The organism is Luteibacter anthropi (assembly GCF_011759365.1).
GTDB classification, from domain to species: domain Bacteria; phylum Pseudomonadota; class Gammaproteobacteria; order Xanthomonadales; family Rhodanobacteraceae; genus Luteibacter; species Luteibacter anthropi.
In genome coordinates, this window is sequence record NZ_JAARLZ010000004.1 from 87,617 (window position 1) to 108,142 (window position 20,526).

General features: G+C 63.7%; 25 protein-coding genes. 18 read left to right on the forward strand and 7 right to left on the reverse strand.

Annotated features, from left to right (window positions below):
- The first annotated feature begins 143 nt into the window (after positions 1-143).
- Genes HBF25_RS08385 through HBF25_RS08400 form a run of 4 tightly spaced genes read left to right on the forward strand, consistent with a single transcriptional unit; the run spans position 144 to position 3,952 of the window.
- Positions 144-890: a YebC/PmpR family DNA-binding transcriptional regulator gene (locus HBF25_RS08385; RefSeq protein WP_166947418.1), complete on the forward strand. Its 747-nt coding sequence runs from the start codon at positions 144-146 to the stop codon at positions 888-890.
- 43 nt (positions 891-933) lie between these two features.
- Positions 934-1,455, forward strand: coding sequence for a crossover junction endodeoxyribonuclease RuvC (gene ruvC, locus HBF25_RS08390; RefSeq protein WP_166947419.1), 522 nt, complete (start codon positions 934-936; stop codon positions 1,453-1,455).
- A complete protein-coding gene (gene ruvA, locus HBF25_RS08395; RefSeq protein ID WP_166947420.1) occupies positions 1,452-2,048 on the forward strand; it encodes a Holliday junction branch migration protein RuvA in 597 nt (198 codons plus the stop codon). Before ruvC ends, ruvA begins: the two co-directional genes overlap by 4 nt.
- Before the next feature lie 5 nt (positions 2,049-2,053).
- Entirely contained in the window at positions 2,054-3,952 is a 1,899-nt protein-coding gene (locus tag HBF25_RS08400) for a potassium transporter Kup (RefSeq protein WP_166947421.1), read from the forward strand.
- A gap of 64 nt (positions 3,953-4,016) precedes the next feature.
- Here HBF25_RS08400 and HBF25_RS08405 read toward each other — a convergent pair whose 3' ends face one another.
- On the reverse strand, positions 4,017-4,787 hold the full coding sequence (locus HBF25_RS08405) for a hypothetical protein (protein ID WP_166947422.1): 771 nt from the start codon (positions 4,785-4,787) through the stop codon (positions 4,017-4,019).
- Between the two features lie 19 nt (positions 4,788-4,806).
- The gene (locus HBF25_RS08410; RefSeq protein WP_166947423.1) at positions 4,807-5,166 is read right to left on the reverse strand and encodes a hypothetical protein; all 360 of its coding nucleotides are present in this window, start codon (positions 5,164-5,166) and stop codon (positions 4,807-4,809) included.
- Positions 5,167-5,532: 366 nt separating this feature from the next.
- Between HBF25_RS08410 and HBF25_RS08415 the strand changes: the two genes are divergently transcribed.
- From HBF25_RS08415 to queC, 11 genes are all read left to right on the forward strand, one after another.
- Positions 5,533-5,787: a hypothetical protein gene (locus HBF25_RS08415; protein WP_166947424.1), complete on the forward strand. Its 255-nt coding sequence runs from the start codon at positions 5,533-5,535 to the stop codon at positions 5,785-5,787.
- A 156-nt stretch (positions 5,788-5,943) separates the two neighbouring features.
- Positions 5,944-6,984, forward strand: a complete 1,041-nt coding sequence (gene ruvB / locus HBF25_RS08420) for a Holliday junction branch migration DNA helicase RuvB (protein WP_166947425.1) — start codon at positions 5,944-5,946, stop codon at positions 6,982-6,984.
- Entirely contained in the window at positions 6,981-7,379 is a 399-nt protein-coding gene (gene ybgC / locus HBF25_RS08425) for a tol-pal system-associated acyl-CoA thioesterase (protein WP_166947426.1), read from the forward strand. The genes ruvB and ybgC overlap by 4 nt, the downstream gene beginning before the upstream one ends.
- Before the next feature lie 42 nt (positions 7,380-7,421).
- Positions 7,422-8,105 (forward strand): protein TolQ, encoded by a 684-nt coding sequence (tolQ, locus tag HBF25_RS08430; RefSeq protein ID WP_166947427.1) that lies wholly within the window; start codon positions 7,422-7,424, stop codon positions 8,103-8,105.
- Positions 8,106-8,120: 15 nt separating this feature from the next.
- The gene (gene tolR / locus HBF25_RS08435; protein WP_166947428.1) at positions 8,121-8,564 is read left to right on the forward strand and encodes a protein TolR; all 444 of its coding nucleotides are present in this window, start codon (positions 8,121-8,123) and stop codon (positions 8,562-8,564) included.
- Entirely contained in the window at positions 8,551-9,492 is a 942-nt protein-coding gene (locus HBF25_RS08440) for a cell envelope integrity TolA family protein (protein ID WP_166947429.1), read from the forward strand. Before tolR ends, HBF25_RS08440 begins: the two co-directional genes overlap by 14 nt.
- A 124-nt stretch (positions 9,493-9,616) precedes the next feature.
- A complete protein-coding gene (gene tolB / locus HBF25_RS08445) occupies positions 9,617-10,933 on the forward strand; it encodes a Tol-Pal system beta propeller repeat protein TolB (protein ID WP_166947430.1) in 1,317 nt (438 codons plus the stop codon).
- Positions 10,934-11,188: 255 nt separating this feature from the next.
- Complete coding sequence (pal, locus tag HBF25_RS08450; RefSeq protein WP_166947431.1) at positions 11,189-11,698, forward strand: peptidoglycan-associated lipoprotein Pal; 510 nt, start codon at positions 11,189-11,191, stop codon at positions 11,696-11,698.
- 3 nt (positions 11,699-11,701) lie between these two features.
- On the forward strand, positions 11,702-12,541 hold the full coding sequence (gene ybgF, locus HBF25_RS08455; protein WP_208392490.1) for a tol-pal system protein YbgF: 840 nt from the start codon (positions 11,702-11,704) through the stop codon (positions 12,539-12,541).
- 4 nt (positions 12,542-12,545) lie between these two features.
- Positions 12,546-13,238, forward strand: coding sequence for a 7-carboxy-7-deazaguanine synthase QueE (gene queE / locus HBF25_RS08460; RefSeq protein WP_166947432.1), 693 nt, complete (start codon positions 12,546-12,548; stop codon positions 13,236-13,238).
- 22 nt (positions 13,239-13,260) lie between these two features.
- Positions 13,261-13,944 (forward strand): 7-cyano-7-deazaguanine synthase QueC, encoded by a 684-nt coding sequence (gene queC / locus HBF25_RS08465; protein ID WP_166947433.1) that lies wholly within the window; start codon positions 13,261-13,263, stop codon positions 13,942-13,944.
- Here queC and HBF25_RS08470 read toward each other — a convergent pair.
- Entirely contained in the window at positions 13,935-14,915 is a 981-nt protein-coding gene (locus tag HBF25_RS08470; RefSeq protein WP_166947434.1) for an AraC family transcriptional regulator, read from the reverse strand. The two genes, queC and HBF25_RS08470, sit on opposite strands and share 10 nt — an antisense overlap.
- A 102-nt stretch (positions 14,916-15,017) precedes the next feature.
- Here HBF25_RS08470 and HBF25_RS08475 point away from each other — a divergent pair, with 102 nt between their 5' ends.
- Positions 15,018-16,238 (forward strand): MFS transporter, encoded by a 1,221-nt coding sequence (locus tag HBF25_RS08475; protein ID WP_166947435.1) that lies wholly within the window; start codon positions 15,018-15,020, stop codon positions 16,236-16,238.
- Positions 16,239-16,257: 19 nt separating this feature from the next.
- Here HBF25_RS08475 and HBF25_RS08480 read toward each other — a convergent pair whose 3' ends face one another.
- Together HBF25_RS08480 and HBF25_RS08485 are read right to left on the reverse strand one after the other, a co-directional pair.
- Complete coding sequence (locus HBF25_RS08480) at positions 16,258-17,925, reverse strand: M4 family metallopeptidase (protein ID WP_166947436.1); 1,668 nt, start codon at positions 17,923-17,925, stop codon at positions 16,258-16,260.
- A gap of 302 nt (positions 17,926-18,227) precedes the next feature.
- A complete protein-coding gene (locus HBF25_RS08485) occupies positions 18,228-18,965 on the reverse strand; it encodes a helix-turn-helix domain-containing protein (protein ID WP_166947437.1) in 738 nt (245 codons plus the stop codon).
- Between the two features lie 114 nt (positions 18,966-19,079).
- Here HBF25_RS08485 and HBF25_RS08490 point away from each other — a divergent pair, with 114 nt between their 5' ends.
- Both HBF25_RS08490 and HBF25_RS08495 read left to right on the forward strand, forming a co-directional pair.
- Positions 19,080-19,640 (forward strand): NADPH-dependent FMN reductase, encoded by a 561-nt coding sequence (locus tag HBF25_RS08490; RefSeq protein ID WP_166947438.1) that lies wholly within the window; start codon positions 19,080-19,082, stop codon positions 19,638-19,640.
- Positions 19,637-19,792 carry a XapX domain-containing protein gene (locus HBF25_RS08495; protein ID WP_166947439.1) on the forward strand — a complete coding sequence of 52 codons (156 nt, stop codon included), beginning with the start codon at positions 19,637-19,639 and terminating at the stop codon, positions 19,790-19,792. The genes HBF25_RS08490 and HBF25_RS08495 overlap by 4 nt, the downstream gene beginning before the upstream one ends.
- 57 nt (positions 19,793-19,849) lie before the next feature.
- On the opposite strand, the gene HBF25_RS08500 is transcribed toward HBF25_RS08495, so the two are convergent.
- Entirely contained in the window at positions 19,850-20,152 is a 303-nt protein-coding gene (locus tag HBF25_RS08500; protein WP_166947440.1) for a hypothetical protein, read from the reverse strand.
- Between the two features lie 36 nt (positions 20,153-20,188).
- Positions 20,189-20,464: a hypothetical protein gene (locus HBF25_RS08505; RefSeq protein ID WP_166947441.1), complete on the reverse strand. Its 276-nt coding sequence runs from the start codon at positions 20,462-20,464 to the stop codon at positions 20,189-20,191.
- Between the last annotated feature and the right edge of the window lie 62 nt (positions 20,465-20,526).

A 20,526-nucleotide genomic window follows, 5' to 3' on the forward strand; every position in this document is an offset into this window, starting at 1 on the left:
CCACCCAAGGCCGGGCAACAGGCCAGGGGCTCGCCAGTCTTAAAGCGCGAGGCCCCCCAGGTCGCGCGCAGGCGCGCTCCTACATGCAACCCACTTCCGCTAGAATCCCGCCCCTGTCCGTCCGGTAACTCCAGGAAACGCCCATGGGTAGAGGCCCGTCCATCGAAGGTCGCAAGAATGCCGAAGACGCCAAGCGCGCCAAGGTGTTCACGAAGCTGATCCGCGAAATCACCATCGCCACGCGTGGCGGCGTGCCCGACCCCAATGGCAACCCGCGCCTGCGCGCTGCCATGGACAAGGCCCTGGCCGCCAACATGACCAAGGACACCATCGAGCGCGCCATCAAGCGCGGCTCGGGTGCCGACGGCGGTGCCGACATGCACGAGATCCGCTACGAGGGCTACGGCCCGGCGGGCACCGCGCTCATCATCGACTGCGTCACTGACAACCAGACCCGCACCGTCGCCGACGTGCGCGCGGCGCTGAACAAGCTCGGCGGCAACATGGGCACCACCAATTCGGTGGCCTTCCAGTTCACCCGCGTGGGCCAGGTGCTGGTACACACCGGTGGCGATGCCGACGTCGAGGCGAAGCTTGAAGAAGCCGCCATCGAGAACAACGCCGAAGATATCGTCATAGAGAACGGCATCGGCACGGTGCTGCTGGCGGCCGACCCGGTCGCGGTGGAAGCCATGCGCAAGGCGCTTGCGGAAGCAAAGTTCGACGTCGAAAGCTCCGACGTGGTGATGCGCCCCAACGGCCCTCTCGTCACCCCGACGGGCGAGGCCCTCGAGCAGTTCGAGAAGCTGCTCGAACGCCTCGACAGCCTCGACGATGTCGACGAGGTCTATCACAACGCCGTGCTTCCCTCGGAAGCCGGGGACGCGTGAGGCCCTTCGGGCCCCACGTCGTTCACGCGTTTCCCTCGCTGTCATGACCCGCATCCTAGGTATCGATCCGGGTAGCCAGCGCACGGGCGTCGGGGTGATCGACGTGGCGGACAACGGCGCGCTGAGCCATGTCTGGCACGGCGCGCTGGCTGTCGCCGGGGAGGCTACCTTCCCGCTGCGCCTGAAACGCATCTTTGACGAACTCTGCGCCATCATCGGTACGCACGTTCCGGCGGAAGCCGCGATCGAGCGCGTGTTCATGGCCCGCAACGCCGACTCCGCCCTGAAACTGGGGCAGGCGCGTGGTGCGGCTATCTGTGCCGTGGTCAGCCAGGGAATCGTCGTGCACGAATATGCTGCGACCGAGGTGAAGCAGGCAGTGGTCGGTACCGGCCGCGCCGACAAGACCCAGGTCCAGCACATGATCGGGATGATCCTCGGCCTCAAGGGGCCGTTGCAGGCGGACGCCGCCGACGCACTGGCGATCGCCATCGCCCATGCGCACACCCGATCCAGCATTGAACGCGTGGGTATCCCGCGCACGGCCTGGAGACGACGCCGATGATCGGTCGCTTGCGCGGCACCCTGATAAGCAAGCAGCCTCCGTCGCTCCTCGTTGAAGTGGGCGGCGTGGGTTACGACGTCGATGCACCGATGTCGACCATCTACGACCTGCCGGCCACCGGCAAGGAAGTGATCCTGCTCATCCATTACGCGGTGAAGGAAGACGGCGTTTCTCTTTACGGCTTCATGCACGAAGCCGAGCGGGCCATGTTCCGCAACCTGCTGAAGGTGAGCGGCATCGGCGCAAAGATCGCGCTGGCCGTGCTCTCCGGCGTATCCACCGATGAGCTGTCGCGCCTGGTGCACACGGGCGACGTGGTGGCGCTGACCAAGATCCCCGGCATCGGCAAGAAAACGGCCGAACGCATGGTGGTGGAGCTGCGCGACCGCGTGGATGCCACAGGCGTGCGCTTGCCCGTGTCCACGTCCGCCGGCGCCGCACCGCTCGATCCGGCGGGCGAAGCCACCGTGGCGCTCCAGCAACTCGGCTACAAGCCGCCTGAGGCCCTGCGCCTCGTCACCAAGGTGAGCGCCGAAGGCGACACCGCAGAAACCATCATCCGCAAGGCGCTTCGCGCCGCGCTGGGAAGCTGATACCCATGGGCATGACTCACGCCGAAGAACTCCGCAACGCGCACGGCAAGAAGCTGGCGACTCTCGCCCTTGGTGCCATCGGCGTCGTCTTCGGCGACATCGGCACCAGCCCGCTGTACACCATGAAGGAGACCCTTGGCACGCACGGCATGACGCCCCAGCCGGCGGCCGTACTCGGCGTGCTGTCGCTGATCTTCTGGTCGCTGCTGATCGTGATCTCGCTCAAGTACGTCACCTTCGTGATGCGGGCGGACAACAAGGGCGAGGGCGGCATCATGGCGCTGATGGCGCTGGCCCAGCGCAGTGTCAGTGGCTCGCCGCGCGCTCGCTGGGTGCTGGCGGCCATCGGTATTTTTGGTGCCTCGCTGTTCTATGGCGATGGCGTCATCACGCCCGCCATGTCCGTACTGTCCGCAGTGGAAGGTATCGAGGTGGCTGCGCCATCGCTGGATACCTACGTGTTGCCCATCTGCCTTGTGATCCTGCTGGCGCTCTTCGCCATCCAGCGTCATGGCACCAACCTGGTCGGCAAGGCCTTTGCGCCTGTCATGTGCGTGTGGTTCATCGTGGTAGCCATACTCGGCCTGCGCCAGGTGATCCAGCATCCGCAGGTGCTGTGGGCGGTGAATCCCACCTACGCCGTGCAGTTCTTCATGGAGCACGGCAAACAGGCCTTCATCGCCCTGGGTGGCGTGGTGCTGGCGCTTACCGGCGGTGAGGCGCTGTATGCCGACATGGGCCACTTCGGCAAGAAGCCCATCCGCTATGCATGGTTCTTCTTTGTACTGCCGGCCCTGCTGATCAACTACTTCGGTCAGGGCGCGTTGCTGCTCAGCGACCCGTCGGCCATCGAAAACCCGTTCTATAAGCTCGTGCCCGAGTCGCTGCTCTATCCGATGATCGCCCTGGCGACCGCGGCGGCGGTGATTGCTTCGCAGGCCGTGATTTCCGGTGCCTTCTCGATGACCCGCGAAGCCATGTCGCTGGGCTACTCGCCGCGCATGGCCGTGGTGCACACCTCGCGCGAGATGTCCGGCCAGATCTTCGTGCCGTGGATCAACCGCATGCTGCTGGTGCTGGTACTGCTGGCGGTGGTGGGCTTCCGTTCGTCGAACAACCTCGGCGCGGCTTACGGCATTGCCGTGACCGGCACCATGACCATGACGACCCTGCTGGCCCTGGTGGTCGCCAAGCGCCGCTGGAACTGGCACTGGTCGGCCGTGATCACCGTTGGCGTCATTTTCCTCATCGTGGACCTGGCATTCTTCGGCGCCAACGCGCTCAAGATCGCCCATGGTGGCTGGTTCCCGCTGGTGCTTGGCGTGGTGATCTTCACTGTGATGACCACCTGGCGTCGCGGTCGCGACCTCGTGGTACGCGAGATCAAGCAGTCGGGCCTGGCCCTGGCACCGTTCGTCGAGAACATCGCCGACCATCCGCCGCTGCGCGTGCCGGGTACGGCCGTGTTCCTCACGGCCAACCAGCACTCCGTGCCGCACGCGATGCTGCACAACCTCAAGCACAACAAGGTGCTGCATGAGCGCAACGTGCTGCTCACCGTGGAAATGCTGGAAACGCCTGTGGCGGAATACGACGAGCGCATGGAGCTCATCGAGTACGGCGGCGGCTTCTATGGCCTGCAGCTGCGTTACGGCTTTGCCGAAGACCCGAACATTCCCGTTTCCCTGCAACGTGCCAGCAGCCTGGGCATCGACTTCGACATGATGGACACCACGTTCTTCCTGTCCCGCGAAAACATCGTGGCCGACGCCCGCCGCCCCGGCATGGCGCTGTGGCGCGACAAGCTGTTCGCCTTCCTGGCACGCAACGCGATGCCGGCCACGGCGTTCTTCCAGATTCCGGGTAATCGCCTGATCGAGTTGGGCGCCCAGGTCGAGATTTGATCGATGCCGATAGATGGCTGCTGTAAGGTAGCCATCGTCAGCGATCAAGGCTTGCTAAAGACCATCAGCTCTCGACGAGTTTGCGCGCGATATCGAGAAGTCTCGCCTGATTCTCCGCGCGGGCCTCCGGATGAAGCGGCTGCAGTTGCAATGAATAGAGCTTCCGCTCGTTGGCCCAGCCGATGGTTACGAGAGTACGTCCCGAGGCGTCGCGGGCCGTCCTGGCGGTGCCCGGCTGGCCATTGACCTCGATATTCACCCATTCCTTGATCATGGTGACGGACTCTTTTCCTGCAGCGTGATCGGTTTCATTGAGGATCACGACGCCAAGTTCAGGGACGTCGAAGCTGCGCCCCAGCCCTGTCCACTTTCCACGGACGTGGCTACCGCCGAAGCGGACCTCCAGCAAGCTCGCCGCCGATAGTTCGGATGATCCCAGGTCTACCGGTTCGACCAGGAGATCATCTTTAACATCTCCAAGGGAGGCAAAAGCCCGATCATGTCGAGGCACATGACTAAGCTCAGACGCCGATCTCATTGCCGCCCGGGTGCTGGCGACTTCGCTGACCTCGGCCGAATAAAATCCTTGGCTGCGCTGTTGTGCGATCTGTTTTCGCTCGATGTCGGCGTACTCCGCCGTGCTCCAGGATTCGCTCAAAGGAACAATGTGCAGCCCGGGTGCCGGATTGACTTTACCCAGATCGACCCCCTCGTCATGCGCGTCCTGAATCTGTGAGCGGGACAGTGTCGGTAGCGACATGCCGGAACTTGCAACGGCATGCGCGTGAGCCGGGGGTACGTAGCTGGAGAGATAGATGACAGACAAGGCGTACATTAGATTTCGGGTTGTCATCTCACCATTCTCCCAGGTTGCAATCGGTGGCAATCGTTTGTGTGTAGCGGTGCAAGCCTTGTTCGTCGACGAATAGATGCGTTCCGGTTACTGTGTTTCGATTCCTGTCGAATTGATCTCCTGCATAGGATCGCCAGGTAAAAGCTTTTCGTGCCGCTACCGTATGTCCGTGAACCGCCCCGAGCCCCGTGTGGGCGCTATAGGTGGTCATCCAATGCTTATTGAACTGTGGTCGGTCGTAGGTGACTGACTCATTGATGGCGCCAGCGACGCAATTCGCACGGCTGAGTGCTTTGATGGTCGCGGAAGCATCTGCCGCTGCTGTAGCGAAAACAGCCGCTGCAAATATTCGAGCTTTCATTCGTACTCCTTAAAGTGTCGCCCATAAGGGCCTCGACAAATTAGGACCACGTCCAAAAGCCGTGCAGTCGCCGCTGCCCGGTGGTGCGTGTGTGATTGAGTGGCCTGACGATGTTGGGGGCGCCCGACGTTCCCTAATGCCCCTGTGCGCGGCAACTGGTTTGCTTTCTTAGCCCGCAACATGCCGCCGTCGCCCTTGTAGGAGCGCGCCTCGCGCGCGACCGCTACTGCGAAAGCCAGACTCGAAATTCGGCCCGTCAAGCATCTTATCCACAGCGGTGAAGGGCATCAGGGCTCGCCCTGAATGCCGCTCCTGCGACGCCTCGCAAGGAACATCGGGCCGTGCCGATATCTGCTTGAAGACCTGATGCATACCTTGAAGGAAAGCGGCGGATCCATCACCCTGGTGAAGGAAGCCATCAACGTTGATATTCATGGATATCCGGGGGTGCTGAAGGTGTCGCGATCCGACGATGGGATGACCAGTCTTTCTCTCGGTTGGGTGACCGATCGCTCCGTGTACCGCCTGGACCTCCAGCCATTGGACCATCAGCAGGTACAGGCCAACCGGGAGGCGTTGCTGGCGGTAACCCGGGCGCTAGGCGCCGCAGGTAAACGCTGACCTGTAGGAGCGCGCCTTGCGCGCGACCGGTTTTCGCGATGGCGTACCAGCCTGCGTAATGGGTTTCGCGAAAAACGGTCGCGCGCAGGCGCGCTCCTACAGGGGTGTGGCATCGCCGGAGGGCTGTCCGCTGCGGGGGCATGCCATAATGCGCACATGTCCGACCATCGCATCATTTCCGCTGCCGCCGCCATGGACGACGAGGCGTTGGAAGCCAGCATCCGCCCCAAGCGCCTTGCCGAATACCTCGGCCAGAAGGCGGTGCGCGAGCAGATGGCCATCTATATCGAGGCGGCACGGCGACGGGGTGGGGCGCTCGACCACGTGTTGATCTTCGGGCCTCCCGGCCTGGGCAAGACCACGCTGTCGCATGTCATTGCGAACGAAATGGGCGTCAATGTCCGTTCCACGTCAGGCCCGGTGCTCGAGCGCGCAGGCGATCTCGCCGCGCTGCTGACCAACCTCGAAGCCAATGACGTCCTCTTCGTCGACGAAATCCACCGCCTGTCGCCCGTGGTGGAGGAAGTGCTCTACCCGGCGATGGAAGACTTCCAGATCGACATCATGATTGGCGAGGGCCCTGCGGCCCGTTCGATCAAGCTCGACCTGCCGCCCTTCACCCTCATCGGCGCCACGACCCGCGCGGGCATGCTCACCGGCCCGCTGCGCGACCGATTCGGCATCATCCAGCGCCTTGAGTTCTACAGCGTGGACGAACTGGCGGCCATCGTCCGTCGTGCGGCCCGCATCATCGGCGTGGATTGCGAAGTGGAAGGCGCGGAAGAAATCGCGCGCCGCTCGCGTGGCACCCCTCGTATCGCCAACCGCCTGCTGCGTCGCGTGCGCGACTACGCGGAAGTACGCGGCGACGGCCGGATCACCCGCGACGTGGCCCGGGCCGCCACCGACATGCTGCGGATCGACGCCGAAGGCATCGACGACCTCGACCGCCGCCTGCTGGGTACCATCATCGAGAGTTTCGATGGCGGGCCCGTCGGCGTGGAATCCCTGGCCGCCGCCCTCAGCGAGGATCGCGGCACCCTGGAAGACGTGGTGGAGCCCTACCTGATCCAGCAGGGTTTCCTGGTGCGGACCGCCCGCGGCCGTGCAGCCACGGCCAAGGCCTGGCGCCACCTGGGGCTCACGCCCCCGCCGAAGCAGTCCGCCATGCCCGACCTGTTCTCCGGCGACTCATGAGCGAGTTCACCTGGCCCATCCGCATCTACTGGGAAGACACCGATGCCGGCGGACTCGTCTACCACGCCAACTACGTCCGCTACTTCGAGCGGGCGCGGACGGAATGGCTGCGCTCCCATGGGATCGACCAGTCCGCCATCCGTGAATCCACCGGCCTGGCCTTCGTACTCAAGCACATGCACCTGGATTTCCATGCCCCGGCCCGTCTGGATGATGAACTCCTTGTAAGCGTGGCCGTCAAAGAGGCGCGGTCTGCCAGTATCCTGTTCAGCCAGAGCGTCGCCCGGGGGGAAACCCTCCTGGTCCAGGCCGAGGTCCGCGTCGCGATGGTCAACCTCGACACGATGCGCCCGGCGAAGATCCCGGCCGAACTGTTTCCTGCTTTCTTTTCCTAATCAACCCAAGCCTTTGATATTCCGGCGGAGAGCCTTCTTGCGATGAACGGTGGACTCAATATTTTCAAGCTTGTCGCGGAAGCGAGCCTGCCCGTGCAGCTGGTCATGCTGCTCCTGCTGGGGTTCTCCTTCCTGTCGTGGATGATCATCATCCGCAAGTTCTCGCAGCTGAAGCAGGCTCACACCAATGCCGAAGCCTTCGAGGACCGCTTCTGGTCCGGTGCCGACCTCGCTGCCCTGTTCCGTGAAGTGGGCAACCGCGAAGGCCAGAGCGGCATGGAGAACGTCTTCGAAGCCGGCTTCCGTGAGTTCGCCCGCCAGCGCCAGCGCCGCGTGACCGATGCCAACCGCGTGATGGAAGGCGCCGAGCGCGCCATGCGCGTGGCCGGCACCCGCGAGATCGGCAAGCTGGAGTCCAACCTCGAATTCCTGGCCAACGTGGGTTCGATCAGCCCCTACGTGGGCCTGTTCGGCACGGTGTGGGGCATCATGGGCGCCTTCCAGGGCCTGGGCGAAATGAAGGACGTCACCATCGCCGTGGTGGCCCCGCACATCTCCGAGGCGCTCATCGCCACGGCCATGGGCCTGTTCGCCGCCATCCCGGCCGTGTGGGCCTACAACCGTTACGCCAACAAGGTCGAGCGCATCGCCTCGCGCTACGAGGTCTTCCAGGAAGAATTCTCCTCGGTGCTGCAGCGCCAGATCCATACCGACGACGCGGCCTGAGCCGGAGCGTAAGCAATGCGCACTTCTTACCGCCGTCAGAAGCGGAAGCTCAAATCCGAGATCAACGTCGTGCCGTATATCGACGTGATGCTCGTGCTGTTGATCATCTTCATGGTCACCACGCCGATGATGAACCTCGGCGTGGACATCCAGCTGCCGCAGACCAATGCCAAGTCGCTCCAGGACAAGAAGGACCCGATCGTCGTTTCCGTCGACGAAAACGGCCAGATCTACCTGACGGCCAATGGCACCAAGCGCGAGCCGGTCAGCGAGGATGAATTCCGCAAGAAGGTCACCGCGTTCCACGATGCCAACCCCGAACTCCAGGTCCTGGTCGCGGGCGACCAGCGCGTGGGCTACGGCAAGGTGTATTCGATCCTCCCGATCCTCCAGGAAGCGGGCGTCTCCAAGATCGGCCTGATGAGCCAGCCGCAGTCCGCGCAGAATGGAAAACCGTAACGGTACCCCCCGCGCGGTCGTCCTGGCCGCGCTTCTCCACCTGGGCATCGTGGCCTTCCTGGGCCTCGCGGTGATCCCATGCTCGGACTACGAAAAGTGGGCCGAGGCCATCGGGCTGCCTGCGGAATGGAATCCGCTGAAGTGTCCCGCGCCGATCCAGCTGCCGGGCCAGATCATCGAGGCCACGCTCATCGGTCCCACGGGCGCGCCGCCGCCGAAGCACTCGCAGAAGCCGGTGCCCAACACCGTGCCGCCGCCGCCCACACCGCCCACGCCTCCGCCGCCGCAGCCCGAGAAGCCGGTGGTGAAGACACTGCCGCCGCCGCCGAAGCAGCCTGACGTCAAGGATCAGGAAAAAATCGTCGACGACGCCGTGCAGAAGGCCGAGGACGCCAAGAAGCTCCAGGAAGAAAAGCAGCGCCAGCAGCAGGCCGAACTGGACGCGCAGCAGGAGCAGAAGAAAAAGGAAAAGCAGAAGGAGATCGACGAGATCTTCAAGCAGCTCGATGCCGCGAAGTCGCAGACCAAGCAGGCCGACACGAAGAAGAAGCAGGCCGATCAACAGCTGAAGGACCTCCAGAACGCCAAGGACGACGGTCGCGACGACCTGCCCTTCGCCGAGAAGGCCCAGACGGGCCAGAACGGCAAGGACAACAGCAAGCAGGCGGCCTACATCGCGGCGATCCAGAACGCGGTCACCCCGAACTGGCTGCGTCCGGACAACACCCCGGCGGCGCCCTGTACGGTGCACATCGTGCAGATCCCCGGTGGCCAGGTACTGAGTGCCAAGGCCGATGCCAGCTGTCCTTACGACGCGGCAGGCAAGGCGTCGATCGAGAACGCCGTGCTCCGCTCGCAGCCCTTGCCGTACCAGGGTTTCGAGGATGTCTTCCAGCGCAACCTCACCTTCACGTTCCGACCGCAATGATGTAACGAGCCCCGTTCCGGCCCCTGGCCGGGGCGGGGTGGTTCAGACAGGGGTCATGCTTGGCATGGCTACCGCGTTAAGATTCCGTCGCCGTCTCTCCCTCCAGGTCGCAATGAACCAGCCCATGCGCAGAACGCTCTCCCGACTCGTCATCCTCCTGGCCGCGTTGACCGCTTTCGTGGCCGGGCCCGCCGTCGCCCAGTCGCTCAACGTGGATATCGTGGGCGGCCTCAAGACGGCCACCCCCATCGCCGTGGTGCCCTTCGCCCAGGCCGGCGGCGCGCCGCTGCCGACCGACGTGGCCGACGTCATCCGCGCCGATTTCAACCGCTCCGGCAAGTTCCGCTCGCTGGACAAGAACGACATCGTCGAGACCCCGTCGCAGGGCTCCGACATCAAGTTCGCCACCTGGCGCCTGCTCAAGCAGGACTACCTCACCATCGGCCGCATCAGCGATGCCGGCGGCGGCATGGTCAAGGTCGATTACGAACTGTGGGACGTGAACCGCCAGCAGAGCCTGCTGGCCCAGTCGTTCACCGCCCCCACGGGTGACCTGCGTGGCGTGGCCCACCAGATCGCCGACCAGATCTACGAAAAGATCACCGGCGTCCGCGGTGCCTTCTGGACCCGCATCGCCTATGTCACCGCCGTGGGCGTGGGCAACAACACCACCTACTCGCTGATCGTGGCCGACTCCGACGGCTTCAATCCGCAGGTCGTGGCCCGCTCGCGTGAGTCCCTGCTTTCGCCGGCCTGGTCGCCGGACGGCAGCAAGATCGCCTACGTCTCGTTCGAGAGCGGCAACTCGGCCGTGTACGTGCAGAACATCTCCACGGGTTCGCGTAGCCTGATCGCCTCGCACCCGAAGGGCATCAACAGCGCTCCCGCCTGGTCGCCGGATGGCAGCAAGCTGGCGGTGAGCCTGTCCTACGTGGGCAACCCGGAGATCTTCATCATCGACGTCGCCAGCCATGCCGAGACCCGGCTGACCAACAACTTCGCGATCGATACCGAGCCGACCTTCACCCCGGACGGCCAGAGCATCATTTTCACCTCCGATCGCTCGGGCAAGCCGCAGCTCTACCAGACCTCGATCAGCGGCGGTAACGCCACCCGCATCACCTTCCAGGGTGGCTTCAACGCCAGCGCCGACGTGAGCTACGACGGCAAGCAGATTGCGATGGTGCAGGGCAACGGGAACGTGTATCGTATCGCTATCTTGGACCGTAGCCTGGGTGGGCAGGTGCGCTTCGTTTCCCCCGGTAACGTGGACGATTCGCCCAGCTTCGCACCCAACGCGAGCATGCTGCTCTACGCGGCATCGCAGGGTACGCGTGGCGTCCTGTATGCGGTTTCGGCAGACGGTCTCGTGCGTCAGCGCCTGGTCCTTTCGGACGGCGACGTGCGCGAGCCGGCCTGGGGGCCCTACCGACAGCGTTGAGGGCGCACCCGAAAGGGTAGCGACTTCAACAACGTCCCAGGGAAGGGCGCGGAGATTTCCGCGCCTTTTCCTGCGGACGAACGATTGAAGGAACACCCGGCAGTCGCCTGACGGCGGCTGACGGAGCGAAGGCGTAGGGTGCGGGACAGCGCCCCGTCGACGTGGATGCAAGTAGAAAAACAGCCGGACAACCGGCGGTGTCTGTCCCGAAACCGTAAATCGACTGTCGGAACTCAACTGTTGAAGGAACGTCCCATGAACAAGACCGTTACCATCACCCTGGCCGCCCTGCTCTGCGTTGGCGCGGTCGCTTGCTCCAAGAAGCAGGTCAAGACCCCGCCGGCACAGCCGTCGGAGCCGGTCGCCCAGACCCAGGTCCCCACCAACGACGGTAAGTACCAGCCGTCCGATCTCGACACCGACGCTTGCCTGCGCCAGCGCGTTGTCTACTTCGACTTCGACAAGAACGACGTCAAGCCGGAGTTCCAGCAGATCATCGCCTGCCACGCCAAGTACCTGCGTGACCGTCCGCAGTCCGCCATGACCCTCGAAGGCAACACCGACGAGCGTGGCACCCGCGAGTACAACCTGGGCCTCGGCGAGCGTCGTGGCAATGCCGTCTCCAGCGCCCTCCAGGCTGCTGGTGGTTCGGCCAGCCAGCTCAACGTGACCAGCTACGGTAAGGAAAAGCCGGTCTGCCGTGAGCACAACGAAGACTGCTGGTCCAAGAACCGTCGCGTTGAGATCGTCTACACCGCGAAGTAAGTAATGAAGAAGACTCTGGCTAACAGTTTCACGGCCAGGCTTGGCGTGGCGGGCGCGATTGCGTCCGCCACGCTTTTTGCACTGCCCGCCATCGCCCAGGATCGCCTCAGCCTCGCCGACCGCGTGTCGCGGCTTGAGCAGCAGAGCCAGGCCAACGCCGGCAACACCTCGCTGGTCAACCAGGTCAACGACCTGCAACAGCAGCTGTCGCAGCTGCAGGGCCAGATCGAGGAGCTGCAGCACCAGAACCAGCAACTCCAGGATTCGCAGAAGGCACAGTACGCGGACGTCGATTCGCGCCTGGGTCGTCTGGAAAAGGGCGGTGCTCCCGCCCAGGCTCCGGCCACCGCACCGGCGCCGCAGGCTTCCGCTCCGGCTCCGGCCGCTCAGCAGCAGCCGCAGGCCGCTGCTCCGGCACCTGCCGCCGCGTCCAGCAGCCCGGGGCAGGCCGCGCCTGCCGAGCAGGCCGCCTACGATGCCGCGTTCAAATCCCTGCGTGGGGGTGACTACGTCACGGCCTCGCGCGGTTTCCGTGATTTCCTCACCAAGTACCCGGACAGTCCGCTCGCACCCAACGCCTATTACTGGCTGGGCGAGTCGTACTACGTGACCATGAACTACCCGGTGGCCATCGAGGCGTTCCAGCGCCTGGTGAAGCAGTTTCCGCAGAGCGAGAAGGTCTCCGATGGCCTGCTCAAGGTCGGCTATTGCCAGATCGAGCTCAAGCAGCAGGATGCCGCCATTGCCACGCTGAAGCAGGTCACCACCAAGTATCCGGGTACCAAGGCCGCAGGCCTCGCACAGGAACGCCTGCGCCGCCTGCAGCGCCAGACGGCCAACTGATCCCATGAACGGCAACACCGCAACTCCGGCGGGCGTTCCGCCGGTCGCTCCCGTCCGGGGGCGCCTGCGGATCACCGAGATATTCCACTCCGTGCAGGGCGAGGCCGATGCCATCGGCTGGCCCACGGTCTTCGTGCGCCTTACCGGCTGCCCGCTCCGCTGCGTGTGGTGCGACACCGAGTATTCCTTCCACGGTGGCCAGTGGCACGACATCGACGACATCGTGGCCCAGGTGGCCAGCTATGGCGCGCGCCATGTCTGCGTCACCGGCGGCGAGCCGCTGTCGCAGAAGCGCTGCCTCATCCTGCTGCGCAAGCTGTGCGATGCGGGGCATGACGTATCGCTGGAGACTTCCGGCGCCATCGATGTCTCCAGCGTCGATCCGCGCGTGCGCAAGGTCATGGACCTCAAGGCGCCGGATTCCGGCGAGAGTGCGCGCAACCTGTGGTCCAACCTCGACCACCTGCTGCCGCACGACCAGGTCAAGTTCGTGATCGCCAGCCGCGGCGACTTCGAATGGTCGCGCGACGTGGTTCGCGAGCATGCGCTCGACCGCAAGGTGATGCCGCTGTTCTCCCCGGTCTGGGGCAAGGTGGAGCCGCGCGAGCTCGCCGAATGGATCATCGAAGAACGACTGCCGGTGCGTTTCCAGCTGCAGCTGCACAAGCTGCTATGGAACGACGCCGCCGGTCATTGAGTAATTTCTACAAGGGCTAGCCATGAATACCTCGAACACTCCCCGCAAGGCCGTCATCCTCGTCTCTGGCGGCATGGATTCCGCGGTCACGATCGCGATGGCCCGTGAGCAGGGTTTCGAGGTGTATGCGCTCAGTGTCGCCTATGGCCAGCGCCACAGCTCCGAGCTGGAAGCCTCCGAGCGTGTATCGAACATGCTCGGCGCCAAGCGCCACAAGACCGTGCACGTGGACCTGCGCAGCATCGGCGGCTCGGCACTCACCGACGACATCGACGTGCCGGCCGACGGCGGCGAAGGCATCCCGGTGACCTACGTGCCGGCGCGCAACACCATCATGCTGTCCATCGCGCTGGGCTGGGCCGAAGTGCTTGGTTCCACCGACATCTTCTGCGGCGTCAACGCTGTGGATTACTCCGGCTATCCGGATTGCCGCCCGGCCTTCATCGACGCGTACGAAGCGCTGGCCAACGTTGCCACCAAGGCAGGCGTGGAAGGCGCGGGGATCCGCATCCATGCACCGCTCATGCACATGGGCAAGGGTGACATCGTGCGCGAGGGCGTACGCCTGGGCGTGGACTTCTCGCAGACGGTGAGCTGCTACAACGCCGACGACGAAGGTCGCGCCTGCGGCCATTGCGATGCCTGCCGCCTGCGTGCGGAAGGCTTCGCCAAAGCCGGCGAGAAGGACACCACGCGTTACGTGTGAGCTTCGGTCTGCCGCGCCGAACGCGCGGCGCCCGGCGGATAACCCAGCGTGCGCTTGAATGCACGGCTGAACGCGGCCAGTGACCCGTAGCCAAGACGGAAGGCCACGCTTTCGATCGGTTCGCGTGCGTGACCGATCCACTGCGCGGCCAGTCGCATGCGCAACTCGGTGAGATAGCGAACCGGCGTCATGCCGGTGACGGCGAGAAAGCGCTCGGCGAACACCGAGCGCGACGTGCCCATTTCATCGGCCAGTTCTGCCACGGTCCAGTTGCGCCCCGGTTCGCGGTGCAGCGCGACGATGACCTTGCCAAGGCGCGGATCGCGCAGGGCTTCCACCCATCCGGTGGCATCGCCGCAGCCGCATTCCACCCAGCCGCGCACGATAAAGGCCGAGACCACGTCGGCAAGACGGGCAAGAATGCCGGCGAAGCCAGCGCGACGTGTAAGCGACTCACGCTCCATGGCCGCAAGCATCGCGCATAGCTCCGGGTAGCGATCGAGCAGGGTGCCGACCAGCATCACCTCGGGCATCGAGCTCACCAGCATCTGCATGCTGCCCAGGTCGAACTCCATGCATGCGCTGAAAAGAAGCGCGCCATCGTGCTCTACCGGGACATCCTTCTGTGCACAACTTTCCACGGTGGGGCAGATGGGCACGCTGTGGAAGATCGAGAGATCCTTGCAGGGTGATACGTCGGGAGACGACAGGATCTGGTGTTCGCCACCGCGCGGCAGCAGCACCGCGTCTCCCGTATTCAGTTCATACAGCTGGCCCGATGCACTGCGCAGCCAGACAGGCCCCTGGCCCACGAAATGAAACTGTGCCCGGTCCGGCAGCTCGCCGAAGTCGAGCCCGAACGGCCGCGGCATCTCCACGCGACGGTATTTCACGCCCACCAGCCGCATGCCCAGCAGGAGTTCGCTGGCGGGGTCGGCATCGGCAGGCGGCTGGGAAACGTAGGCGACCATGGGTGTTCCGGACGATGGATCAATAAGTGCGGATTCTATGTCATAGACCGTCCGGCTGCGCGCCCCTAAACTAACCTCAGTCTTTTCTCATTCCCTATAGCCATGAATCCAGCCATTTCCTCCCCGGAAGGCGGCGTCGCGCCCGAAAAAGCCAACTGGGCAGCCGTGTTTTCCATGACCCTCGGTGTGTTCGGCCTGGTAACGGCCGAATTCCTGCCCGCAAGCCTCCTCACTCCCATGGCTGCCAGCCTCGGGGTGACCGAGGGCGTGGCCGGCCAGACGGTGACGGTGACCGCCGTCGTCGCCATGATCGCCAGCCTGTTCACCGCCTCGGCTACCCGTAACCTCAACCGGCGCTACGTGCTGCTGGGCTTTTCGGTGCTATTGCTCGCCTCCAACTTCATGGTGGCCTTTGCGCCGAGCCTGCCGGTCGTGCTCGCTGCACGCGTGGTGCTTGGTATCGCACTGGGTGGCTTCTGGACGATGGCGGCGGCCACGACCATGCGCCTGGTGCCGGAGGCCTACATCCCGCGCGCGCTGTCCATCCTCTTCAGCGGCGTTTCGCTGGCGACCATCGCGGCAGCACCGCTGGGCAGCTATTTCGGCGGCCTGATCGGCTGGCGTGCGGTGTTCCTGATCGCGGCGGGCATCGGTGCCGTGGCCTTTGCCTGGAAGCTCGTCGCGCTGCCGAGCATGGCATCGAACGGCAATACCAACCTGGGCACGCTGGTGCAGGTGCTGAAGCGCCAGGGCGTGGCACGCGGCATGTTTGCCTGCATCCTGGTGTTCACCGGGCACTTCGCGTTCTTCACTTACCTGCGTCCGTTCCTTGAAACGGTGACCGGTGTCAGCGTCAACGGACTGTCGGCGATCCTGCTGGGCTTCGGTGTCGCGAACTTCGTGGGCACGTCACTGACCGGCCTGCTGCTGGAGCGCAGTCTCTGGGTGACGCTGGTGATCATGCCTTTCGGTATGGCCTTGATTGCACTGATGCTGATCGCTTCTGGCACCATGCCGATGTTCCACGCCGTGATGGTGTCGCTGTGGGGCATGGCCTTCGGTGCCATTCCCGTCGCGTGGACCACCTGGGTCACGCGTATCGTGCCGGATGAAGCGGAGAGTGGCGGCGGCCTGATGGTAGCGGCGGTACAGCTTGCCATCACCACGGGTGCGGCCATGGGTGGCGTGGTCTTCGACGCGGCCGGTGTAAAGGCGGTGTTCCTCGCCAGCGCGCTCGTGTTGTTGCTTGCAACGCTGGTGATCTCGCTCGGCTTCCGTGCGCACACCACGTTCGATACCGTGGCCGAAGACGGGGCGGCATAAGCCGCCCCGCGTTTCCCGCTTAGTTGACCGACACCGCGCTCCATGCGGTGGCAACGGCCTGCGACTCCGTGGAATTCGCACCATAGAGATCGTTCGCCGCCTTGATGGTGGCAGCACGTGCATCGGGATAGGTGCTTGTCGAGGTGAAGTACACGCTCAGCGCGCGGTACCAGATCTTGCCCGCCTTATCCCGGCCGATACCGGCGAAGCTGGTGTTGCCGTTGCAGACCAGATCCTTCGGCTGGTAGTTGAAGCCGCTCGGCACCACCGGGCCTTCCGCCAGCAGGTAGAAGAAGCGGTTGCCCACACCCGAGCTGTAGTGCGGATCGTAGACACCACCCTGGGTGGTCTTCGAGGCGGTGAAGCCGCCCGACGGATAGCAGCTGAACGAGCGGCCGTCGGCGTCCTGCTTGAACATCAGGCGCAGTGCCTTCGTGCCGTTCGGGTTGCTGGAATACACCGCTTCGCCGATCAGGTAGTTGCCCGGATGCCCCGGTACGTTGGCGTTGAACTCGACCAGCGTGCCGAGGATGTCGGAGTTAGCCTCGTTGAGACCGCCGCTATCCTTCACGCTGTAGTAGCCGAGGTTGGCCGTGGCGCTGTTCACGCCATGGCTCATCTCATGGCCGGCCACATCGAGTGCCACCAGCGGCAGGTAACCCTGGCTGATGTTGCCGTCGCCGTAGTACATGCTCTTCGTACTGGCATACCAGAACGCATTGACGTAGTTCTGACCGACATGCGCATACGACTTCACGCCCTTGCCGTCGTTGAAGATGCCGGTGCGTCCATGCACGTTCTTGTAGTAATCCCACGTGGCAGCGACGCCGAAGTAGATATCCGCACCCACCGTGGCACGGTCGGACGTGGCGTTGTTGCCCCACGTATTGGTCGTGCTGGTATACAGCGTGGCCGACGAGGTGTTGAAGACATCCGACGGATTGTGCGCATCGTAGGTCGCGCCATTGCCGCGCGACGGATCGACCAGTTGGAAGCCGCCGCTCACCGAATTCGTGGTGATGCTGACATTGCCCAGCGTGAGCGACTTACCCGTGCCCTGGGCCGCTGCCGTTTCCACCTGGTCGTCAAGGCCGAGGATCGTGCCGGTCTGCGCATCCACGTAGTAGATGATGTCGCCGATGGGCACGCCGTCGTTACGTTCGCCGAGCACATGCACCTGATAAGCGAGGGTCGGCGCAACGCCACGTGCATACAGTGCCAGCGACGTTTCCGGCACGCCATTGATGTCGCCCGGGAAAGCGGCGGCCGCTTCGACACGCGCCTGGTCGGCGCTGATCTTCGGCGTCACCGAAGGACGCTTCGCGGTGGCGAGCTTCATGCTCACGCTGTTGAGCACGCCGCTGCGCGAGTGCGAAACGACATCGCCGCCAATGACAGGAAGACCACCGAAGAAGCGATCCAGTCGTACGTGCTCCGTGCCATCGGCATCCACGATGACATCGCGGGCCTTGAACTGGTCGGAACCGGACGTCGCCTGCGACGTCGAGAGTGACAGCGTCCTTGCCGAGCGCGACAGATTGGTCGCAGGCAGGCTGAAGCTGTCGGGATGGGCGTTGACGAGGCTGAGGGCCCGGTCGATGACGGCCTGGCGATCGACGTCGGCGGCAGACGCCGAACCGACGATGCCGAACACGGCAGCGGCAAGCAAGGTAATACGAAGTCGCATACTTCCTCCCTAGATGGACATGTGCGCGTCACGGCCTCGCATGTACCGTGGGCACGTATGGGCGTCGGCCCCCACCGACGCGAAATCGCGGATCAGTCGATCCGCGGGCATCGAGGATGGCATGGCGGGGATCATGAAAAACGCCCTTGTCGTTTCCGTGGAAGAACGACCTGTTCCCTGTAGCGGGGTAGGGTATTCGTGATTTCTTGCGTTATGCAAAGGGATCAAATGCACAAAAACGGCGACCAGGTTATCTCGCGAAACGTAGGGATATCCGGGCTTCGTCGAAAGCTTCGGCTCGACTAAAGCCCGAGCTCCTTAAGATATTCGCCGGGCGGTACACCCATGAGGCGCGCGAAGGCCGTGGAGAAACTACTGGCACTGCGATAACCCACATCCAGTGCCACTGCGATCAGTGGCTCTCCCTGGATCATGTGCTCGATGGCCATCACCACTCGCATGCGATCACGCCACTGGCGGAAACCAAGGCCGGTATCCTCCTGAAACTTTCGCGCCAGCGTGCGCTCGCTCGTGCCGACGCGCACCGCCAGTTCGGCAAGTGATTCGGACGAAGCAGGATGCTCGCGCAGATAGCGAGTGATGCTTCGTACGCGTTTGTCGCTGCCGTCAGGTATCGAAAGCATCGAACCTGCCTTGTACTGCTCCAGCTGAACGACCAGAAGCTCGCGTATGAGATCGCGTTCGCGATCATCCGCGATGCCCAGCCATGCCGTTCGCTTGACCAGTTCAAGGGCGAGGCCCGAGAGGGGTAACAGCACGCAATGATCGGGCAGCGCCCTTGCGTCCTCCGCCGGCAGATGCATGCGGATCAGTTCGCACACCTTTGGATAACTGGCCGCGTGCTCGTGCCGGGGTGGTACCCACACAGCCGTGCCCGGTGTCGCCAGATGCCATCCGGCGTGGTCCTGGATGCGGACCGTCCCATCAAGTGCGAGCGTGAGCTGGCCCTCGTGATGCGTGTGCAGATGAACCTCTGCGCCCGCGGGGTGGGTAACCCTGTTAGCGCGGAAAACGGGCATGGCGGGAGTCGAGGGCATCGTGACCGGGCGACAAAACGATTTGGCCGATTGGCGAAATAAAGGCTTCTTTGTTTCGCCTAACGTACTCCCATCGTCTACCAAAGGTAAATCGTCATGTGCCCCACCCGTATTCTTGGTATCTCCGGGAGCCTGCGCTCCGGCTCGCACTCCGATGGCATCCTGGCCAGCATTGCCGACATGCTTCCGGATAACGTCGCCTGGTCCACGCTGGACATCGGCGAACTGCCGCACTACAACGCCGACCTCGAGGCCAGCGCACTTCCGGCGGCCGTACTACAGGCGCGTGCCAAAGTAGAGGCTGCTGCCGCGGTTGTCCTCGCCGTACCCGAATATAACCACGGCATTCCCGGTGTACTGAAGAACACCCTGGACTGGCTCTCGCGTCCGGTCAGGGCCAGCTGCATGATGGGTAAGCCGGTATTCTTCGTCACTCAGTCGGCAGGTACGCTCGGTGGTGTACGCGCTCAATGCCAGCTGCGTGAAACACTGGCCTCGATGTTGTGTGAACTGCCGCCCATGAAAGAAATGGTAGTAACGCATGCAGGCGAAAAGATTCGTGGCGGACGCATCTGCGACGAAACCACTGCGCAGTTCATCGAGGCCCAGCTGCTCGCCTTTCTCGATCGCTATGTCCCTCTCGGAGAGATCGCATGACCACGGCCTTGATCGCACTCGCGACCGGACTCGTAGTCGGTGCCCTGTTCGCCTGGCTGCGTCTTCCGATTCCCGCACCGGCAAGCCTCCCCGGCATTGTCGGCGCCGTAGGCTGTTTCCTCGGTAGCGTCATCGTCCAGTCCTTCCGCTGAACACGACGCATAGTGGGGATGTCGCGCGCAAGGCGCACTCCTGCAAGAGCGGCCCCGTCAGCCCAGGCGGCGCGTCGGCTTGACGCGGTGACGATGATGCGTGCCTCCGCGTATGCGGCGGCGCTTTACGGCATCTTCAAGATCTTCTTCGATGCGTTCTGCGAGGTCGTCGCCATCACGCGTGTAGATGCCGACCAGTTCGTCATCGGGAGCCGTACCCGGATATTCGACCGTTACCATGCCATCGGGTCCCACGCAGACGGCCCGTGCGGATTCAAAGGTAAGAATCGCCGCCGCCGCACGACTGGCGCAGGTCGCCGTGGTGTGCTTGCCCAGGCGGCCGCAGTGTCGTTCACTCATCTCTTGCTCCATGGCTGGCGTTTTCGATGCCAGAGTTCAGATCGAATACCTGTCGATGGCGGTTTCCACGGAGTCGCGATCGATGCGTTCGTGGGTCATCGTCGTGAGCTTCGCGACGATTTCTTCCATGTGCTCGTCAATGATGGTGTCAAAGACCACGGCTACGTCACGGGGATGGGCTTCCACCAGCGAGCCGTCGCGCAATTCCACGTCGAATGGCAGCCGAAGGAAGTTCTCGTTACCGCGTCCGGATGCAGGCGGTGCGAACGGAGCGAGCGCTTTCGCCAGGGTCGGGTGCATGCCCTTCATCATGATTCTCTCCCGTAACCGACCGGGACGGTCGGTGCGAAAGTAGAATACGAAATGCATAGAAT

Bases quoted from the DNA above. Each gene is read 5' to 3' on its own strand.
- HBF25_RS08480 (WP_166947436.1), bottom strand. From the start codon at position 17,925: ATGCGACTTCGTATTACCTTGCTTGCCGCTGCCGTGTTCGGCATCGTC.
- HBF25_RS08505 (WP_166947441.1), bottom strand. From the start codon at position 20,464: ATGATGAAGGGCATGCACCCGACCCTGGCGAAAGCGCTCGCTCCGTTC.
- queE (WP_166947432.1), top strand. From the start codon at position 12,546: ATGAACGGCAACACCGCAACTCCGGCGGGCGTTCCGCCGGTCGCTCCC.
- tolQ (WP_166947427.1), top strand. From the start codon at position 7,422: ATGAACGGTGGACTCAATATTTTCAAGCTTGTCGCGGAAGCGAGCCTG.
- HBF25_RS08495 (WP_166947439.1), top strand. From the start codon at position 19,637: ATGACCACGGCCTTGATCGCACTCGCGACCGGACTCGTAGTCGGTGCC.
- HBF25_RS08500 (WP_166947440.1), bottom strand. From the start codon at position 20,152: ATGAGTGAACGACACTGCGGCCGCCTGGGCAAGCACACCACGGCGACC.
- HBF25_RS08475 (WP_166947435.1), top strand. From the start codon at position 15,018: ATGAATCCAGCCATTTCCTCCCCGGAAGGCGGCGTCGCGCCCGAAAAA.
- HBF25_RS08405 (WP_166947422.1), bottom strand. From the start codon at position 4,787: ATGTACGCCTTGTCTGTCATCTATCTCTCCAGCTACGTACCCCCGGCT.
- HBF25_RS08485 (WP_166947437.1), bottom strand. From the start codon at position 18,965: ATGCCCGTTTTCCGCGCTAACAGGGTTACCCACCCCGCGGGCGCAGAG.
- HBF25_RS08440 (WP_166947429.1), top strand. From the start codon at position 8,551: ATGGAAAACCGTAACGGTACCCCCCGCGCGGTCGTCCTGGCCGCGCTT.
- HBF25_RS08415 (WP_166947424.1), top strand. From the start codon at position 5,533: ATGCATACCTTGAAGGAAAGCGGCGGATCCATCACCCTGGTGAAGGAA.
- pal (WP_166947431.1), top strand. From the start codon at position 11,189: ATGAACAAGACCGTTACCATCACCCTGGCCGCCCTGCTCTGCGTTGGC.
- HBF25_RS08470 (WP_166947434.1), bottom strand. From the start codon at position 14,915: ATGGTCGCCTACGTTTCCCAGCCGCCTGCCGATGCCGACCCCGCCAGC.
- tolB (WP_166947430.1), top strand. From the start codon at position 9,617: ATGCGCAGAACGCTCTCCCGACTCGTCATCCTCCTGGCCGCGTTGACC.
- tolR (WP_166947428.1), top strand. From the start codon at position 8,121: ATGCGCACTTCTTACCGCCGTCAGAAGCGGAAGCTCAAATCCGAGATC.
- HBF25_RS08490 (WP_166947438.1), top strand. From the start codon at position 19,080: ATGTGCCCCACCCGTATTCTTGGTATCTCCGGGAGCCTGCGCTCCGGC.
- HBF25_RS08410 (WP_166947423.1), bottom strand. From the start codon at position 5,166: ATGAAAGCTCGAATATTTGCAGCGGCTGTTTTCGCTACAGCAGCGGCA.
- ybgC (WP_166947426.1), top strand. From the start codon at position 6,981: ATGAGCGAGTTCACCTGGCCCATCCGCATCTACTGGGAAGACACCGAT.
- ruvA (WP_166947420.1), top strand. From the start codon at position 1,452: ATGATCGGTCGCTTGCGCGGCACCCTGATAAGCAAGCAGCCTCCGTCG.
- ybgF (WP_208392490.1), top strand. From the start codon at position 11,702: ATGAAGAAGACTCTGGCTAACAGTTTCACGGCCAGGCTTGGCGTGGCG.
- ruvB (WP_166947425.1), top strand. From the start codon at position 5,944: ATGTCCGACCATCGCATCATTTCCGCTGCCGCCGCCATGGACGACGAG.
- queC (WP_166947433.1), top strand. From the start codon at position 13,261: ATGAATACCTCGAACACTCCCCGCAAGGCCGTCATCCTCGTCTCTGGC.
- ruvC (WP_166947419.1), top strand. From the start codon at position 934: ATGACCCGCATCCTAGGTATCGATCCGGGTAGCCAGCGCACGGGCGTC.
- HBF25_RS08385 (WP_166947418.1), top strand. From the start codon at position 144: ATGGGTAGAGGCCCGTCCATCGAAGGTCGCAAGAATGCCGAAGACGCC.
- HBF25_RS08400 (WP_166947421.1), top strand. From the start codon at position 2,054: ATGGGCATGACTCACGCCGAAGAACTCCGCAACGCGCACGGCAAGAAG.